The sequence below is a fragment of the Paenibacillus lactis genome (genome assembly GCF_017873605.1).
GTDB classification, from domain to species: domain Bacteria; phylum Bacillota; class Bacilli; order Paenibacillales; family Paenibacillaceae; genus Paenibacillus_AQ; species Paenibacillus_AQ lactis.
The window spans coordinates 111,094-128,390 of the sequence record NZ_JAGGKI010000012.1; the positions used below are offsets into that span (position 1 = coordinate 111,094).

The 17,297-nt window shown below is 55.2% G+C and carries 17 protein-coding genes; all 17 read left to right on the forward strand.

The features are described 5' to 3' along the window. Positions 1–99 precede the first annotated feature (99 nt). The 17 genes from J2Z18_RS20710 (at position 100) to J2Z18_RS20790 (ending at position 17,274) form a co-directional block, all read left to right on the forward strand. Positions 100–1,281, forward strand: a complete 1,182-nt coding sequence (locus J2Z18_RS20710) for an exonuclease SbcCD subunit D (protein WP_210095257.1) — start codon at positions 100–102, stop codon at positions 1,279–1,281. Further along, entirely contained in the window at positions 1,278–4,730 is a 3,453-nt protein-coding gene (locus J2Z18_RS20715; RefSeq protein WP_210095258.1) for an AAA family ATPase, read from the forward strand. Before J2Z18_RS20710 ends, J2Z18_RS20715 begins: the two co-directional genes overlap by 4 nt. Before the next feature lie 288 nt (positions 4,731–5,018). After that, a complete protein-coding gene (locus J2Z18_RS20720) occupies positions 5,019–5,378 on the forward strand; it encodes a histidine triad nucleotide-binding protein (RefSeq protein WP_144866998.1) in 360 nt (119 codons plus the stop codon). Positions 5,379–5,559: 181 nt separating this feature from the next. Further along, on the forward strand, positions 5,560–5,733 hold the full coding sequence (rpsU, locus tag J2Z18_RS20725; protein WP_005547957.1) for a 30S ribosomal protein S21: 174 nt from the start codon (positions 5,560–5,562) through the stop codon (positions 5,731–5,733). 16 nt (positions 5,734–5,749) lie between these two features. Next, positions 5,750–6,190 (forward strand): GatB/YqeY domain-containing protein, encoded by a 441-nt coding sequence (locus J2Z18_RS20730; RefSeq protein ID WP_007129405.1) that lies wholly within the window; start codon positions 5,750–5,752, stop codon positions 6,188–6,190. A 245-nt stretch (positions 6,191–6,435) separates the two neighbouring features. After that, complete coding sequence (locus J2Z18_RS20735; RefSeq protein WP_210095259.1) at positions 6,436–7,797, forward strand: NfeD family protein; 1,362 nt, start codon at positions 6,436–6,438, stop codon at positions 7,795–7,797. Positions 7,798–7,904: 107 nt separating this feature from the next. After that, entirely contained in the window at positions 7,905–8,918 is a 1,014-nt protein-coding gene (floA, locus tag J2Z18_RS20740; RefSeq protein ID WP_007129408.1) for a flotillin-like protein FloA, read from the forward strand. Between the two features lie 18 nt (positions 8,919–8,936). Continuing rightward, positions 8,937–9,518, forward strand: a complete 582-nt coding sequence (locus J2Z18_RS20745) for a YqfB family membrane protein (RefSeq protein ID WP_144867002.1) — start codon at positions 8,937–8,939, stop codon at positions 9,516–9,518. 271 nt (positions 9,519–9,789) lie between these two features. Beyond that, complete coding sequence (gene yqfC, locus J2Z18_RS20750) at positions 9,790–10,083, forward strand: sporulation protein YqfC (protein WP_007129410.1); 294 nt, start codon at positions 9,790–9,792, stop codon at positions 10,081–10,083. Then, complete coding sequence (gene yqfD / locus J2Z18_RS20755; RefSeq protein WP_144867004.1) at positions 10,080–11,273, forward strand: sporulation protein YqfD; 1,194 nt, start codon at positions 10,080–10,082, stop codon at positions 11,271–11,273. Before yqfC ends, yqfD begins: the two co-directional genes overlap by 4 nt. A 6-nt stretch (positions 11,274–11,279) precedes the next feature. Further along, entirely contained in the window at positions 11,280–12,251 is a 972-nt protein-coding gene (locus tag J2Z18_RS20760; protein WP_007129412.1) for a PhoH family protein, read from the forward strand. Positions 12,252–12,265: 14 nt separating this feature from the next. Beyond that, positions 12,266–14,572 (forward strand): HD family phosphohydrolase, encoded by a 2,307-nt coding sequence (locus J2Z18_RS20765; RefSeq protein ID WP_007129413.1) that lies wholly within the window; start codon positions 12,266–12,268, stop codon positions 14,570–14,572. A gap of 3 nt (positions 14,573–14,575) precedes the next feature. After that, positions 14,576–15,073 (forward strand): rRNA maturation RNase YbeY, encoded by a 498-nt coding sequence (gene ybeY, locus J2Z18_RS20770; protein ID WP_007129414.1) that lies wholly within the window; start codon positions 14,576–14,578, stop codon positions 15,071–15,073. 44 nt (positions 15,074–15,117) lie between these two features. Then, positions 15,118–15,456, forward strand: a complete 339-nt coding sequence (locus J2Z18_RS20775) for a diacylglycerol kinase family protein (RefSeq protein ID WP_244869129.1) — start codon at positions 15,118–15,120, stop codon at positions 15,454–15,456. A gap of 19 nt (positions 15,457–15,475) precedes the next feature. Then, on the forward strand, positions 15,476–15,883 hold the full coding sequence (gene cdd, locus J2Z18_RS20780) for a cytidine deaminase (RefSeq protein WP_007129416.1): 408 nt from the start codon (positions 15,476–15,478) through the stop codon (positions 15,881–15,883). Between the two features lie 195 nt (positions 15,884–16,078). After that, a complete protein-coding gene (gene era / locus J2Z18_RS20785; protein ID WP_007129417.1) occupies positions 16,079–16,981 on the forward strand; it encodes a GTPase Era in 903 nt (300 codons plus the stop codon). Positions 16,982–17,133: 152 nt separating this feature from the next. After that, positions 17,134–17,274: a YqzL family protein gene (locus J2Z18_RS20790; RefSeq protein ID WP_210095260.1), complete on the forward strand. Its 141-nt coding sequence runs from the start codon at positions 17,134–17,136 to the stop codon at positions 17,272–17,274. Positions 17,275–17,297 lie beyond the last annotated feature (23 nt).

Consider the following 17,297-nt stretch of genomic DNA (forward strand, 5'->3'; position numbering starts at 1 on the left):
ATTTTATAAAGCAATGATTTTATGGTTTGCTTAAGGGCTTTAAACCCTTTTGACGGTACCAAAAAAGAATGTTTATATCGGGGGAGGAGAGATGCAGCGATGCGCATTTTGCATACGGGGGACTGGCATCTGGGCAAGACGCTGGAGGGCCGGAGCCGGCTCGCGGAGCAGGAGCGGTTTCTGGAGGAGCTGGTTCAGCTTGCGGATGATCAACAGGCCGATCTGATTTTGATGGCCGGCGATGTGTATGATTCGGTCAATCCGCCCGCAGCGGCGGAGCAGCTGTTCTACGATGCGGCGGCGAGATTGACGGAAGGCGGCCGACCCATGGTCGTCATCGCCGGCAATCATGACCAGCCGGAGCGCGTATCTTCGATTACGCCGCTCGTATCGAACCGGGGGATCACGCTGATCGGCATGCCCGTCTCCGATGTTGTCACCACCGTGTCTGCACGAACAGGGGAAACCGCCAAAATCGCCGCTCTGCCCTATCCGTCGGAAGCGAGGCTCAATGAGCTGCTCGCCTTGGACGGGGATGAGGATCAGCTGCGCCGCGCATACAGCGAGCGGGTCGGCATGCTCATGAAGCGGTTGGCCCATGCGTTTACGCCGGGCACGGTAAACCTTGCGATGAGCCATATCTATGTGCTTGGCGGTGTGGAATGCGATTCGGAGCGTCCGATTCAAGTCGGCGGCGCATATACGGTCGATCCGTCGGCATTGGCCGTGGGAGCGTCCTATACCGCGCTCGGACATCTTCACAGGGCCCAGGCTGTAAAAGGGGAAGGGGTGATCCGCTACAGCGGCTCACCGCTGGCCTACAGCTTCTCGGAAGCCGGGCAGGCGAAGTCCGTCACGATGATCGACGTTGCGCCCGGAGGCAGCCCTGTCATCGAGGAAGTGTTCCTTACGAGCGGCAGGCCTTTAGTCAGATGGAAAGCGAAGGGCGGGCTGGAGGAAGTGTACCGGTGGCTGGATGAGGACCGGGACGCCAATGCTTTCATCGATCTGGAAATTACGTTGACGGAGGCGATGGGGCTTGCGGATATTCAGCGTCTGCGCAAAAGCAGGGACGGTATCGTACATATCCGGCCGGTCTATCCGGAGATGGAGGCGCTGGAGCTTGAGATCGAGCGCTCGCGTATTCCGCTGCCCGATCTGTTCCGCAAGTTCTACCAGAGGCAGACCGGCGGGGCAGAACCGGAGGATCAACTGGTTCAGCTGTTTCTGGAGCTGGTCGAAGAGGAAGATCAGGATGCGGCGGAGGTGAGCGGCGCATGAAGCCGGTTTTGTTGAAGCTGTCGGGTCTGCAGAGCTACCGCAGCCCGCAGGAGATTAATTTTGAAGCGCTGTGCGAAATGGGGCTGTTCGGCATATTCGGCCCGACGGGCAGCGGGAAATCGACGCTGCTCGATGCCATCACGCTTGCCATGTACGGCAAGGTGGAGCGTGCGGTCAACGGCACGCAGGGCATCATGAATTATTCGGAGGACAGCTTGTTTGTGTCCTTTACGTTTGAGCTCAGCTCGCCGGCCGGGTCGGAGCGTTACCGGGTAGAACGGCGGTTTAAGCGGGTTAATGAGCTGTCGATCAGCAATACGGTCAGCCGGTTCATACACGTCACCGCAGACGGCGAACAGGTCATGGCGGACAAACTGGCGGAAGTCACGCGCTGCGTTGAGGAAAAAATCGGCCTGAAAATGGATGACTTTACCCGCGCGGTCGTTCTGCCTCAAGGCAAGTTTGCGGAATTTCTGTCGCTGAAGGGAAGCGAGCGCAGACAAATGCTGCAGCGCCTGTTTCACCTTGAACGGTACGGCGATCAGCTTGCGATCAAGCTGAGTCGAAGGGTCAAGGAAACGGAAGGTGTTTTGAAATCCGTGGAGGCCGAGCAGCAGGGACTTGGAAGTGCAGGCAAGGAGGCGCTTGCGGAGGCAGAGCTGGCCCTGGAGCATGCCAAGAAGCACGCCGAGGCATCGAGACGGCGGCTTCAGTCGATCCAGGAGCGTCACGAGTCGCTGTCCAAGCTCCGGGAATTGGACTTGGAGCGACAGCGGCTTCAGAGCAAGCTGGATGAGCTTGCGGCGCATGAAGAAGAAATTCGGCTGCTTGAGCGCAAGCTGGAGCTGACCGGAGCGGCAGCGGCGGTGCTTCCTGCGCTTGAGGCCTGGCGCGAGACCGGCAGACAGTGGGAGCAGCGTCGGCGTACGGCCGAAGCGCAAGCGGCCCAGGCGGACGTTATGCAAAAGACAGCCGCCCAGGCCGCCGAGGCTGATGAAGCGGCCCAGGCCGCGCTTGCGGCTGAAGAACCGAAGCTGCTGCAGCGTGAGGAGCAGCTGGGCCAGGCCGTTCTGCTGCAGCGGGAGCGGGATTCCCTGCGCGAAGAGCTGAAGAGGCTGGACGAGCTTCGGGCAGCGCTCCGGAAGGAGCTGGAGGAAGTGAATGCCCAGCTCCAGAAGGAGCAGGAGCTGCTTCTTCGCGGACGGAGCCGCAGGGATGAGCTTCAGGAGCAGCTGAAGGGGCTTGAGACGCGCTCTGGGGACCGGCAGGCGCTGCATGAAGCGATGCAGCAGCTTCAATCGCTGCGTGCCGTGGAGAAGCTGAAGGCCCAGGCCGGACAGGAACTGAAGGAGCAGGAGGGCTCCGAGCAGGAGCTGCGCCTGAAGCTGGCAGAATTAGAGTCTCAGGAGCAGGAGCTGCTGCAGCACCATGCTCGATTGGCAGGCCACGCTGATCATGTAAAGAGCAGCGCCGCTGAAGCTTCCGCAGCGGCAGAGCGTATCGCGGCGGCCGCATCCGCGCTGGGCAAGTCGATGGAGGGAGCCCGGCGCGAGAGGGAGCTTCATGCGCTGTCGCTCTCATTGGCTGCCGAGCTGCGGGAGGGCGAACCTTGTCCCGTATGCGGCAGCAAGGACCATCCCCATCCGGCCGCGCGGCCTGCTGAAGGCGAGGCTTCCGATGATGAGGCGATGGAGCAGCTGAATGATGTCATGCATCGAATTCAGGAGACTCGCATGCAATTAAGGCAGCAGCTGAGCGAGAGCGAGGCGCTGCTCCGGCAAATCGGTGCCGAAGCGGCAGCCCGTCAAGGGGGCGGGGCGGCCGCTTTGGAGGCCGTCCACGACGAGGCAGGCAGCAGCATGCTCGAAGCGGCTGTAGCCGCCGTGCCGGATACCCGCCCGCCGTATGACTTGATGCAGCTTGCAGAAGAGACCAAGCGGCTTGAGCAGGCCGCCGATTCACAAGCGGCTGCGATGGCGCAGTGCCGTAACGATGCTTCGAAGCTGCAGCAGCAGCTGCTGCAGTGCCGGCAAGAGCTGGCGAAGCAGGGGGCGGCCGTGGACAGCAGAGCCCTGTCCGTCCGGCAGCTTCGGGATAAGCTTGCCGGACTGGAAGCTGAAGCCGCCGAAATCGTCAAGGCGTGGTCCGGCACCCGCCCGGATTTGCCGCTTGAGGAGGCTGAAATCCGCTTCAAGCATATGCAGGCCAGCGATGCCGAAGCCGAGAAGATCAAGGAGGGACTTGAGCGAAGCGTTCCGTTTCTGGAGCAGAAGCAGCAGGCCGTGCAAGAGCTCGAGGGCAAGCTGCGCGAGCTCGAGAAAAACCTCATTCTGGCGGACACCCAGCGGGAAGGCAAGGCGGAAGTGCTGAAGGAGAAAGAAGAGCGGCTGTCCGTATGGATCGGAGACCGCTCGGCCGAGGAGCTGATCCAGGAGTGCCGCTCCAGGCTGAAGCAGCTCAGAGAAGCCGCCGAGCAGGCCAGAATGCAGCGCCGGAAGACCGAGGAAGCGGCGCAGCAAGCCGCTAAAGAGGCAGCCATCGCCGGGCAGGCCGCCCGCTCCGCGGAGGAGCACCATGAGGCAGCGAAGCTGACTTGGGAGAAGCAGCTTGGCGCTTCGCCGTTCGCCACGGAGGGCGACGTTCGGGACGCTTGTCTGACTGGCGAAGAAATCGAACGGATCTCCGGAGCCGTCAAAGCGCATCGCGAGGGACAGCGGGAATGGACGGTCCGGCTCGGCGATGTTATGCAGAAGCTTGGAGCGAGCCCCTACAATGAGGAGGACTGGCAGCTGTGCAGCTCGGAGCTTGCGTCTGCCCGTTCGGCCGACGAGGAGGCCCTTCAGGCGAAAGCGAGGGCAGAGCGGGATCTGGAGGATCTTAGTAAGCGCCATATCCGCTATATGGAGCTTGAGGCCAAACGGGCAGAGCTCCAGAGCGAAAGCGACCGGCTGTCGAAGCTCCAGTCCTGTCTGCGCGGAAACGCATTTGTGGAGTATATTGCCGAGGAGCAGCTGATGCAGGTCAGCCAGGCGGCCTCCCAGCGGCTGCGGTATCTCACCAAACAGCGTTACTCGCTCGAGGTGGATTCCGGCGGCGGGTTTGTGATCCGGGACGATGCCAACGGCGGCGTCCGGCGTCCGGTCTCGACGCTGTCCGGCGGCGAAACGTTCCTCACCTCATTGGCCTTGGCCTTGGCTCTATCGGCTCAGATTCAATTGAGAGGGCAGTATCCGCTGCAGTTCTTCTTCTTGGACGAAGGCTTCGGCACGCTTGATCCGGAGCTGCTGGAGACCGTTATTACAGCACTGGAGCGTCTGCATACCGATAAACTGACCGTCGGAATCATCAGCCACGTGCCGGAGCTCCGGGCCCGTCTTCCGCGTAAGCTGGTGGTACGGCCTGCGGAGCAGGCAGGCGAAGGCTCGCAAATCCTAATCGAATCTATGTAAATTTCAGGCTGCAGAAGGATTCTTTCAATGTGACGGGGATCACAGATACAGCTATATGGCACTGTTATAATACAGTCAAGCCGACATGCAATAGAAGCACCTGACAGTGCTAATGCCTTCCAGCGGGCACGCTCTTCCCTTCCCCTGCGAGGCTTGGCCTGCCATGCCGGACTTTTCGTCCTTGGCGGGTGCTTCTCTTTTTTTATCATAAAAGGCGGCATAATGGACGAATCCCCCCTTTTCTTATATGATGGGAGCATGAGACTCTATGAAAGGGGTAATGATGTGATGGATTGTATTTTCTGCAAAATCGTAAATGGAGATCTCCCTTCCACCAAGGTGCTTGAGAACGATAAGGTGCTGGTATTCCAAAATATCAATCCGGAGGCGCCGGTCCATGTGCTCATCATTCCGAAGAAGCATATCGCCTCGATGAACGATGTTCAGGAGGAGGATTTGGCCCTGATCGGCGAGATGCACCGCGCTGCGCAAGAGGCTGCCGCCCAGCTCGGCATCGCCGAGAGCGGATACCGCCTAATCAACAATTGCGGCCCAAATGGAGAACAGACAGTGTTTCACCTGCATTACCATTTGATGGGTGGCAAACGGCTGGGTGCGTTGACAGGAATCTCGCCATCGCATACATAACGGCTGGACCAGCCGATACACTGCAGCTTCGCGGCATTTTAAGCCGGCGGGGCTGCTTTTGCTTGCCTGACTTTTTTTAGTTGCCGTCAAGGTTGACACCATATTTCCGTTTGCCCTATAATGAAGTTTGATGAACCGTGTTATTGCTCTTGGACGGTCTGGTCGGAGGGAGGGAAAACTGGTGTCTGAAACTAAAGTTCGCAAAAACGAGACAATTGATGCTGCACTTCGTCGCTTCAAGCGTTCCATCGCTAAAGATGGCGTATTGGCTGAAGTGAAGAAACGCAAGCATTATGAAAAGCCAAGCGTAAAGCGCAAGAAAAAGTCCGAGGCTGCTCGTAAGAGAAAGTTTTAGGAGGATCTGAACTAGCATGAATCTTAGCGAACGATTGAACGAAGATATGAAGCAAGCGATGAAGAGTAAGGACAAGTTCAAACTCTCTACGATTCGGATGGTTCGTTCGACGATAAAAAATCTTGAAATAGATTTGAAAAGAAGTTTGGATGACAACGAAGTGCTTGATATTTTAAGTCGTGAAATCAAACAGCGAAAAGATGCCCTCCAAGAATTTGAAAAAGCGGGACGCGACGATCTTGCCGCCGATGCGAAAGCAGAAATTGAGCTCCTAAGCGCCTACCTCCCGGAACAGCTTACTGAAGAAGAAATTAAAGTCATTGTACAGCAGACCATCCAGGAAACCGGTGCTTCTTCAAAAGCCGAGATGGGTAAAGTAATGAGCGCTCTCATGCCGAAGGTTAAAGGGCGTGCGGACGGAAAGCTTGTCAATCAAGTTGTTCAACAATTTCTGTAACAACATAAGTGAAACACCCCTTGATTTCAGGGGGTGTTTTTTCTTGTTTTCGGGCTTGTTGAGCGAAGCGTGATGGAATATTGCGGTCAGGGTATACTTTCTTGAAACGAAATCGCGGCTGATCCGTAAATATAACCATAGGAGAGTGACTTGATACATATGCTTATGCAGGAAGGTCATCCTCTCCTTCATGTCGAAGACAGAAGAAGGATGTCCGTATAAGTCGAAGAGAAAGGAGGAATACGATGAAAATCATGAATGGGCTGCGCCAAAGGATCGCGATGACGGCCGCTGCCGCTATTTTGTTCATAACCGCCTTGATGTGGGTGTCCCCGTCACAGCCGGCTTCGGGAGCCAACACCGGCTCAGTATACGTAATACCGGTCAAACAGCCGATTGAACGCGGCTTGACCAGCTTTATGGAACGCGGTTTCAAGGAAGCCGAGAAGATGAAGGCCGGGCTCATTATCCTTGAGATCGATACGCCGGGCGGACTTGTTGATCAGGCGGGGGAAATCGCCAAGCTGATGAAAGAGAGTAATATGCCGATCGTAGCCTTCGTTACGGGCGAGGCGGCTTCGGCCGGAAGCTATATCGCCCTTAACGCCGACAAGATTGCCATGGCGCCGGGAACCATGATCGGAGCCGCAGCGATGGTGGACGGCAGCGGCAACCCGATTGAAGATGCCAAGCTCGTGTCCTGGTGGAAGACGACGATGGCCAGTGCGGCTGAAGCCGGCGGCCGGAACAAGGAGATCGCCATGGGGATGGCGGATGTCAACATCCAGGTGGAGATGCCGGAGATCGGCCGGACGAAGGGACCGGGGGAAATCATCTCGTTAACCAACGAGGAAGCGTTGAAGACAGGGTATGCAGATACGATCGCTAGCAGCACAGAGGAAGTGATTACCTGGATGGACTTTTCCACCCAGGATGTGTTCCGGATGGAGCCAACCTTTTCTGAGAAGCTGGCGACGTTTCTGACGCATCCCGGCGTCATGACGCTGCTCTTGTTCATCGGTATTGCGGGCGTCATTATTGAGGTGCTTGTACCGGGCTTCGGTGTTCCGGGCATTCTTGGCATCGCCGCCTTCGTGCTGTATTTCTTCGGGAACTACGTGGCCGGCTTTGCAGGCTGGGAGACCTGGCTCTTATTCATTATCGGAATTCTGATGCTGGCGATGGAGCTGTTCGTTCCGAGCTTCGGCATACTTGGGATCATCGGCTCGATCAGTCTGATAACCGGTGTGGTCCGGGCTGCGTACAGCACCTCGCATGTCGCGTTGTCTCTCGGAATCGCGGTGGCGTCAGCATTAGTCGCCATCGTGGTTGTGGCCTTGGTGTTCAAGGAGCGGGGAATATGGCGAAAGTTCATCCTGAACGACAGCTTGACGAAAGAGCAGGGCTATATTCCGAATGAGGACCGGGACAGCCTGATAGGTCTTATCGGAACAGCTATAACGCCACTCCGTCCGGCCGGTACGATGGAGCTGGAAGGAAGACGGCTGGATGTCGTCACGCTCGGAGGGTATATTGAATCCGGCAGCCGGGTCCGCGTGGTGAAGACCGATGGAACGCGGATTGTCGTCGAGGAAGAAAAAGGGTGAAGCTTCATCAGGAAATGTGTAGTATGGGATAGAGAAGTGAAGTTAAGCTTGGTTAACAGCAGTACCTGATTACATTCGTTATTCAAAAGATGGAGGGTGAAGTAACAATGGATTTGGATGGTTCCTTGGTGACAATTTTGCTGATCGCGGTCGTTGCGATCATCGCACTTAGCGTGTTTTTCAGCTTCTTCCCGCTGATGCTCTGGATTTCGGCGCTCGCTTCCGGCGTGCGCATCGGAATCATTACGCTCGTGGCCATGCGGCTGCGGCGCGTAACGCCTAGCCGGATCGTCAATCCGCTGATCAAGGCGACAAAGGCAGGGCTGGGACTGAATATTAACCAGCTCGAGAGCCACTATCTGGCAGGCGGTAACGTAGACCGCGTCGTCAATGCGCTGATCGCTGCACAGCGGGCGAATATTCCGCTTGAATTTGAACGGGCCGCAGCGATTGACCTTGCCGGCCGGGACGTTCTTCAGGCCGTGCAGATGAGCGTTAATCCGCGTGTCATCGAGACGCCGGTTGTCGCTGCCGTAGCAAGAGACGGCATCGAGGTTAAGGTAAAAGCCCGGGTAACCGTTCGCGCGAATATTGACCGCCTCGTCGGGGGTGCTGGTGAAGAAACGATCATTGCCCGTGTAGGTGAAGGGATTGTTACCACGGTAGGTTCCAGTAACTCCCATAAGGACGTCCTGGAGAATCCGGATTTGATCTCCAGAACCGTTCTTGCGAAAGGGCTTGATGCCGGAACGGCGTTTGAAATTCTGTCGATCGATATCGCCGACGTCGATGTAGGCAAGAACATCGGGGCCTACCTGCAGACCGAGCAGGCGGAAGCCGACAAGCGCATCGCTCAGGCCAAAGCGGAAGAGCGCCGTGCGATGGCGGTAGCGCAAGAGCAGGAGATGAAGGCTCGCGTCGTCGAAATGAGAGCGCGGGTTGTCGAATCCGAATCCCAGGTTCCGCTTGCAATGGCTGAAGCGCTTCGCAGCGGCCAGCTCGGGGTGATGGATTACATGAACCTGAAGAACCTTGAGGCCGATACGCAGATGAGAGGCTCGATCGGCAAGATGGGCGATAATACAGGCAACCCGGGAGACAATCCGAACAATAACAAATGATGATGAGGTGAGCCTATAGTGGGCTGGTTAATCGAGAATTTTTATATCGTAGTTGTTATAGGCTTCTTCATCATTTCCGCTCTGGGAAGGCGTGGCAAGAATGCGGGGGAGAAGGGGCAGCCCCGCATGCCGTCGTTCGGCGGCGACGGTCATCGTCAAGGCCGGGGGCCGCAACAGCCGGAGCTCCGCAGAACGCAAGGGGGAAGGCCACAGCCCTTTCCGCAGGCTGAGCACCCTGCCCCCGTTCAGCAAAGTGCCGGTTCGGATTTTAACGATGAAGAGGAGCTGAACACCGGAAACGGGTATTCGCTGGAGCATGAGGAGCTGAACCGATCGCCCAGCTACCAGGAGATGGAGCGGAAGCCGGACAGCATGGATCACCGGATGGCGATGATGGAGTCGGATTTGGACCGGATCCATGCGCAGTTAAACCGGATGACGGTCGATATTCCGGAAACGGTCGTTAAGCTCACCGAAGAGGACCATGGACCGGAACGTCGAAGCCATTCGAATATGGCGGAGCAGGCTCGAAACGGCATCGTGTGGTCCGAAATTTTGGGGCCGCCCCGTTCCAGACGCCCATTAAATTATCGCCGTTAAGAGACCATATTTGAGAGTTTGCAGGCTATGAACAATGGCCCTGCATTTGGTGACCGCAGCGAATGGAAGTAAGGGTTCATTCCCGCTGGGTCTACACCACATACCAAGAGGCTGTACCAGGTCAATCGACTTTGGTACAGCCTCTTTTTCTATTGGGTTATACGCTCCGCCCCTTATCTGAACAAATCTTCGCATGTTTCTGGCTGTACATTTCATAAATCAGGATTCCGGGGCATATGGTGTACAGTACAGGAAGGGGGAAAGTCTCCATATGTCCCGCATCAGCCGCAAGCTGCAGAAATGGACCCAAGAAATGCTTGATTTGCCACAGGACCTGTTGTTTGATTTACCGCGGTTGACCCTGATCGGCAATAAAGAGCTTCATATTGAAAACCATCGAGGAGTTCGGCATTTCTCCGAGAAGCGGCTTGTGCTGTCCCTAACACAGGGCTCCTTGGAGATATCGGGGTCGGATCTCGCGATTCAGGCCATTCAAAGTCAAGAAGTGACCATTATTGGTACAATCCATCATATTCAATACATAGGAACGGAGGAGAAAGCGTGAACATCCCAACCATGATCCAGCTTCGAGGCTATTTGACGCTCACCGTGCGCGGTGAGCATGTGGAAGCATTCATCAATTCCGTAGTGGACGCGGGGATCCCGGTGTGGGATGTGATACCGACCGGGACGCAGTCTGCGGAGTTTAAGCTGCTGCTTAGAGACTTTAAGGGCCTTCGTCCCTTCTTGAAACGGACAGGCTGCCGGACGCGGATCAAGGAGCGCAGCGGCTATCCTTTCAAACTGAGGCGCTTGTGGAAACGCAAAGCGTTCGTTCTCGGGATAGTATTGTTTTTTGCTATTTTGACCGCCCTCTCCTCCATGGTATGGAACATTGAGGTAGAAGGAAATGAGAGCATTGCTACGGAAGACATTCTGGATGCCGCCAAGCAGGAAGGAATCTACCCGTATCAATGGATTTTCAAGCTGCAATCGATGGACAAGCTGTCCGGCAGCCTGGCATCCAGACTCGACGGCGTGTCCTGGGTCGGCGTGGAGCGGAATGGGACACGGATCCGGATCCAGGTCGTTGAGGCCTCCGTTCCTAAGAAGCCGCCTTTGCAAAGCCCGAGGCATCTGATCAGTACGCAGGATGCGGTCATTACTTATATCTACGCGGAAAAAGGGCTGCCCAAGGTCCAGATCAACAGCCGCGTGAAGAAAGGCGACGTGCTGATCTCCGGCATTTTAGGCGATGAGGAAAATTCGGAGATGATCGTTGCCAAAGGCGAGGTTAAAGGACTGGTCTGGCATGAGTACGATATCGAGGTTCCGCTCGTTAAAACAAGGAAGGTGTATACGGGCGAAGGCAAGAAACGGTCATATCTCGTTCTCGGCGACCGTGCCGTCCAGCTGTGGGGATACGGGGAGGTGCCTTACTCGCAGCAGGAAATGCTCACCTATTATGATCCTCTCACCTGGCGATCACGTGCGCTCCCGTTTGGATGGATGACCGAGAAGATCATGGAGGTCACCGAGGTTCAGCATACGATCACGGAGGAGGAGGCCAAAAAAGAAGGAATAGAGGGCGCAAGACGCGATATTTTAGCGAAATACGGCACCGATTCCCGATTTGTGAGCCAAAAAATTTTGCATGAGAAGAAAGAGAATGGTAAAGTTTATATGAAAGTGCTTTTCGAGGTGGAAGAGACCATCGCGAAAGAACTTCCCATAGTATACAATCAAGGAGAATGAGACTATTTGCCACAGCAAACGACCAGCATTCAAATTTTATTACAAAGTGCGTCAGAAGGCTTGGCCTTATTCGGACCGCAAGATGCCTTCCTGAAATTGATCGAAGCGGAAATCCCTGCCACCATCGATTCGCGGGAAGCCGTCATTACGATCCGCGGAGAACACCGCAGCGTCGAGCGTCTTCAGCAGCTGTTCGAAGTGCTGCTAGAGCTCATCCGCAACGGGTATACTTTGACCGAACGGGATATTCTGTACGCCGTAGAGCTGGCCAAGGATATGCGAGCGGATCAGCTGCTTGATCTGTTCAAGGGTGAAATTACGTCAACATACAGAGGCAAGCCGATTCGCGTCAAGACGATCGGACAGAAGCATTACGTGACAACGATCAAGAAACGGGATGTCGTATTCGGTATCGGTCCTGCGGGGACGGGGAAGACCTACTTGGCGGTTGTGCTGGCTGTTGCTGCACTTAAAGAAGGCTCTGTGAAACGGATCGTCCTTACGAGACCGGCGGTTGAAGCCGGAGAGAACTTGGGCTTTCTGCCCGGAGATCTGCAAGAGAAGGTAGACCCTTATCTCAGACCGCTGTACGATGCATTATATGATGTTATGGGTCCCGAGCAAGTCGCGAAGGCGCTTGAACGGGGACTGATCGAAATCGCGCCTCTCGCCTACATGCGCGGGCGGACGCTGGATGACTCGTTTATTATTTTAGACGAAGCGCAGAATACCACGCCGGAGCAGATGAAGATGTTCCTGACGCGGCTTGGCTTCGGATCCAAGATGGTCATTACCGGAGATGTGACGCAGATTGACCTGCCGCGCGGCAAAAAATCCGGGCTGATCGAAGCGAAAGCCATTTTAAGCGGAATTGAGGAAATCGGATTCGTTTATTTTGCTGAGCAGGATGTTGTACGGCACTCTTTAGTACAAAAAATCATCGTTGCCTATGATCAAGCTGCAGAAAACCAAGATTAAAGGGGATTGTCGATATGGCCTCCAAAGAACCATCGACGGACAAGTCCATATGGGGCAGGCACAGCGGTTGGAAATATAGCGTGGCAACACGCTATATTCTGTTTTTGCTGCTTGCGCTGCTCTTTTATATCAGTCTAGCATCGAAGCTGGTGCCTGAACGCTATGACATTCAGGTCAATACGAAAAGCGAGAAGAATATCGTCGCTCCCGTCCAAATCGAGGACAGCAAAGCGACGCTGAAGGCGCAGGAGCAGGCGGCCGAGCGGGTTCAGACGATTTATACCAACCTCAATGTGAGGAACGACGTTCTGGTGACGCAGATCCTGGACCGGATTGAGCGACTGAACCAGGATGTGGATATCTCGACCCAGGAGAAGGTCAATATCTATCGCGAGGAAATCCCTCGCAGGATTGACGAGTTCGTCCAAAATTTCGTATCCGCCAATCGGGACAATGAAGGTTACTCCAACGAGCTGCTGGAGGAAATGCTGCGCGTCATCGACCAGCAGACCTACCGGATCCCGGAGGAAACTTATATCAAAATACCTAGATTAAGCGCCGAGGACATCAATGCGATGAAGCCGGTAGCCCGCGATATCGTCTCCAAGCTGACCATGAACGAAATCGTGGACGCGCAGACGGCCCGGGCGCGGGTTGCGGAAATGGTGAGCACGAGCTCGCTGGATGATCGCGTTGCCAGAGAGGTCGTTCAGGAACTGGCCCGGGCAACGATAACGGCCAACAAATTCAGGGATGAGGAAGCGACCAAGGAAGCACGCGTCGAGGAACGCGAGAATACGCCGCCTGTGTTCATTAAGCAAGGAGATATTCTCGTTAAGAAAGGGCAGGTCATTACGCCGGAGATGTATGAGCTGCTTGGAAAGAATGGTTTGCTCAAGGATGATGTAAACTATTGGCCTGAGCTCGGCGTGCTGCTGCTGTCCGTTTTATTATCGCTCGGGATCCTGATGTTCATCCGCCAGTCGAATGCCGGGAAGTTTAAATACAATAACTCCCAGCTGCTTATGCTCGTGCTGATCTATGTGATCACGCTTATTACGATGCACTTGACATCCATTTTGCAAAGCGACTCGCGGATTTATGTCGGGTACCTGGCTCCTGTAGCCATCGGTGCGATTCTGGTGACGCTGCTTCTGGAAATGTCGCTTGCCTATTTCAGCGTCATTATATTCAGCATCATGGCCAGCGTCATCCTGAATGTCCAGGGTGAAATGTTCGACTTCCAGTTCGGGCTGTTCGCCGCAGTGACGTCATGCGTGGCCATCTTCTCGATTCACCGTGCGAGCCAGCGCTCCACCATGCTGAAGGGCGGGATTATGGCCTCCTTGTTCGGCGCATTGATCGTATTGATCATGCTGCTGATCGACGACGATTCCTGGACGACGACGGAAACGCTCTATGCGATCGGGTTTGCGATTGCCGGAGGCCTGCTTACAGCCGTTCTGGTGATCGGGCTGATGCCATTCTTCGAGGTTACGTTCGGCATCTTGTCGGCTTTGAAGCTCGTGGAATTATCGAACCCGAACCATCCTCTGCTGCGCAAGCTGCTGACGGAGACGCCGGGAACGTATCACCACAGCGTAATGGTCGGCAATCTGTCGGAGGCCGCTGCCGAAGCGATCGGCGCCAACGGCTTGCTGTGCCGCGTGGGATCCTATTACCATGATATCGGGAAGACGAAGCGGCCAATCTACTTCATCGAGAACCAGAACAATATGGAGAACCCGCATGATTCCATCGAGCCGAAGCTCAGCAAGTCCATCATTGTGGCTCACGCTAGGGATGGGGTTGAAATGCTGAAGGAGTACAAGCTGCCGAAGCCGATTCGGGATATCGCCGAGCAGCATCATGGTACGACCTTCCTCCATTATTTTTACCATAAAGCCATCCGACAGGCTGAGGAGCAGGGGATCGAGCCTGATTTTACGGAAGACGATTTCAGGTATCACGGTCCGAAAGCCCAGTCCAAGGAGGCAGCGATCGTCGGCATCGCCGACAGTGTGGAGGCGGCGGTCCGCTCCCTCCGCAAGCCGACCGTGGAGCAGGTTGAATCGATGATCGAGAAGATCATTAAGGGTCGATTGGATGACCATCAGTTTAACGACTGCGACCTGACGATGAAAGAGCTTGATACCATTGCGAAAACCTTGAAGGAAACGGTCATGGGGATATTCCACTCACGCATCGAGTATCCGGAGGAGGTCAAGCGGCCGAAGCCTGATTCGAGCGCGTCTTCGGGAGATTCGACCAAGCATGCAGATTCATCCGCGCCTGAAGCGGATCAGAGAAGGAGCGTTTAAGGAATGAGCCTTGAGCTTGTATGGAATAATGAACAAGAGCAATTTGAGATTACGGAGGAGCTCATCGCTTTGCTTGAAACGATCCTGCAGAAGGCCGGTGAGGCCGAAGGGATCGAGGGCGGAGAGGTGGACCTGACCTTTGTCGATGATGAAGCCATCCACGAATTAAACCGGGAATATCGCGGGATCGACCGTCCAACCGACGTATTGTCCTTCGCCATGCATGAAGTCACGAATGATGAGCTGGAGATCATTTATGAGCTGGAGGAAGGCGAAGAGCTTGGGAACGTCCCGGACGTGCTGGGGGACATCATTATCTCGGTCCCGCGTGCGAAGCTGCAGAGTGAAGAGTACGGCCACTCGCTTGAGCGCGAGATCGGATTTCTATTCGTCCATGGTTTCCTGCATTTGCTCGGCTATGATCATCAGGACGAGGCGAGCGAGGCTGAGATGATGGGCAAGCAGGAGGCCGTCCTAGCCGAAGTGGGTCTGACGAGATAGTGAAGCCGTACAGATCTACTTTGCTTAGAGCTTTTGGTTACGCGATGACGGGCATATGGACCGCCGTACAGCGTGAACGAAATATGAAGATTCACATTGCTGCTGCCGTGAGTTGCTTCATCGCAGCAGCTTTGCTGCAGTTGGACAAAATCAGCTGGCTGTTTCTAATATCCGCCGTTGCGGCGGTGTTCATTGCGGAGCTGGTGAATACGGCGGTCGAAGCCGTTATTGATCTCGTATCCCCGGCGGAGCATCCGCTTGCCCGGGTGGCGAAGGATACGGCTGCGGGTGCATCGCTGGTTGCTGCGATATATGCTGCGGCTGTCGGCATCCTCATTTTTTGGGAACCGCTCATGCAGTGGGTTAGGTCCATAACAGGCTGACGAAAGGGAGGAATTCGGTATGGATACAGGGTTATTGATGCAGGAAGCGATTAAGGCGCGCACACGGGCTTACATACCTTACTCGAAATTTGGTGTAGGCGCTGCTCTCTTGGATACGGGCGGGAAGGTACACCATGGCTGCAACGTGGAGAATGCTGCCTACGGGCCGACCAACTGCGCCGAACGAACCGCACTCTTCCGCGCGATTGCCGACGGACATGAGCCGGGAAGCTTCAAGGCGATTGCGATCGTCGCCGACACCGAAGGACCCTGCACGCCGTGCGGGGTATGCCGGCAGGTGCTGGTAGAGCTGTGCAAGCCGGATATGACGGTCATTTTGGGGAATATGAAGGGAGACATTCGCGAAACGACGGTAAGCGAGCTGCTTCCCGGCGCGTTTGGCCCTTGGGATCTGAACAAGGAATAATCTTCGCACAAGTTCAGACTGAAAATTAGGTTATCATGAGCGACGTTAAGGCGGATGAAGGACCGGCAAGCTGACGTGTCACCCACGGCCATTGCGGCCAAGACCCTTGATGATGGTATCTCGGTGTGGGACGAAAAGAAGCAGCCATAGTCCCATTCGCCTTAAGGTGTTAGTAACGTTAGCTGGAGGAATGGTATGCAGAAAAAACAGTTTAAATCAGGTTTTGTGGCGATCATCGGCAGACCCAATGTAGGGAAATCTACGCTGATGAATCAGGTCATCGGTCAGAAGATTGCCATTATGTCGGATAAACCGCAGACAACAAGAAATAAAATCCACGGGGTGTACACAACGCCGGACTCCCAGGTTGTATTTCTGGATACGCCGGGGATTCACAAGCGTCAATCCAAGCTCGGCGATTACATGAATCAGACGGCGCTCGGCACGCTGGGTGAAGTGGAAGCCGTATTGTTTCTGGTGGACGCATCCGAAGGGATTGGCGGAGGCGACCGCTTTATTGCCGAGCAGCTGAGCAAAATCAAGACCCCGGTCATGCTGGTGATGAACAAGATCGATAAGATCGAGCCGCCGGCGCTGCTGCCGCTTATTGAAGAATACCGGAAGCTCCATGACTTTGCGGAGATCGTTCCGATTTCGGCCAAGCTTGGCAGCAACGTCGACACGCTGCTGGATCAAATCCAGAAATATTTGCCGCCGGGCCCGCAGTATTATCCGGAGGACCAAGTGACGGATCATCCCGAGCAGTTTGTCTGCGCCGAGCTCATCCGGGAGAAAATCCTGCACATGACCCGGGAGGAGGTGCCGCACTCCATCGCCGTCACGATTGAGGATATGCGCAAGGAGGAGAACGGAACCGTCTATATATCCGCCGTCATTTTTGTCGAGCGCGATTCACAGAAGGGCATTATTATCGGGAAGCAGGGCGCCCTGCTCAAGGAAGTCGGCAAGCAGGCCCGCCAGGACATTCAGCGGCTTCTCGGCTCCAAGATTTTCCTGGAGCTATGGGTTAAGGTAAAAAAAGATTGGCGCAACCAGGAGCGTGTTCTTCGTGACCTTGGATTTCACCGCGGGGAGTAATTGACCCGTACCGAAAGAAGCTTTCTGGGGGATTGGTGCCGCCGGTTGCTGCTCAGGCAGCCTGCCAACAATTGCAATTCATAAATCCGCACGGTACGCACATCCTATTTTCGTAGATGCAGACGTCATTTCCGAAGAAAGGATGAATACGAATGCGAAATTTTTCGTGGAAGTATTTTGCGATGACTGGAGATGTCGATGCTTATTTGCTGTATAAAGAAACCGACGGTGAACGGGTTCTTGCAGCTGCATCCGCAGAAGATGAGGCGGCCCAGCATGAAGAGGACGAGTAATTATTGGTTGTTCCAAGAATGGT

Excerpts from the sequence above, each read along its gene's own strand:
- J2Z18_RS20710 (WP_210095257.1), top strand. The coding sequence starts at position 100 with ATGCGCATTTTGCATACGGGGGACTGGCATCTGGGCAAGACGCTGGAG.
- J2Z18_RS20715 (WP_210095258.1), top strand. The coding sequence starts at position 1,278 with ATGAAGCCGGTTTTGTTGAAGCTGTCGGGTCTGCAGAGCTACCGCAGC.
- J2Z18_RS20720 (WP_144866998.1), top strand. The coding sequence starts at position 5,019 with ATGGATTGTATTTTCTGCAAAATCGTAAATGGAGATCTCCCTTCCACC.
- J2Z18_RS20730 (WP_007129405.1), top strand. The coding sequence starts at position 5,750 with ATGAATCTTAGCGAACGATTGAACGAAGATATGAAGCAAGCGATGAAG.
- J2Z18_RS20735 (WP_210095259.1), top strand. The coding sequence starts at position 6,436 with ATGAAAATCATGAATGGGCTGCGCCAAAGGATCGCGATGACGGCCGCT.
- floA (WP_007129408.1), top strand. The coding sequence starts at position 7,905 with ATGGATTTGGATGGTTCCTTGGTGACAATTTTGCTGATCGCGGTCGTT.
- yqfC (WP_007129410.1), top strand. The coding sequence starts at position 9,790 with ATGTCCCGCATCAGCCGCAAGCTGCAGAAATGGACCCAAGAAATGCTT.
- J2Z18_RS20765 (WP_007129413.1), top strand. The coding sequence starts at position 12,266 with ATGGCCTCCAAAGAACCATCGACGGACAAGTCCATATGGGGCAGGCAC.
- ybeY (WP_007129414.1), top strand. The coding sequence starts at position 14,576 with ATGAGCCTTGAGCTTGTATGGAATAATGAACAAGAGCAATTTGAGATT.
- J2Z18_RS20775 (WP_244869129.1), top strand. The coding sequence starts at position 15,118 with ATGACGGGCATATGGACCGCCGTACAGCGTGAACGAAATATGAAGATT.
- cdd (WP_007129416.1), top strand. The coding sequence starts at position 15,476 with ATGGATACAGGGTTATTGATGCAGGAAGCGATTAAGGCGCGCACACGG.
- era (WP_007129417.1), top strand. The coding sequence starts at position 16,079 with ATGCAGAAAAAACAGTTTAAATCAGGTTTTGTGGCGATCATCGGCAGA.
- J2Z18_RS20790 (WP_210095260.1), top strand. The coding sequence starts at position 17,134 with ATGCGAAATTTTTCGTGGAAGTATTTTGCGATGACTGGAGATGTCGAT.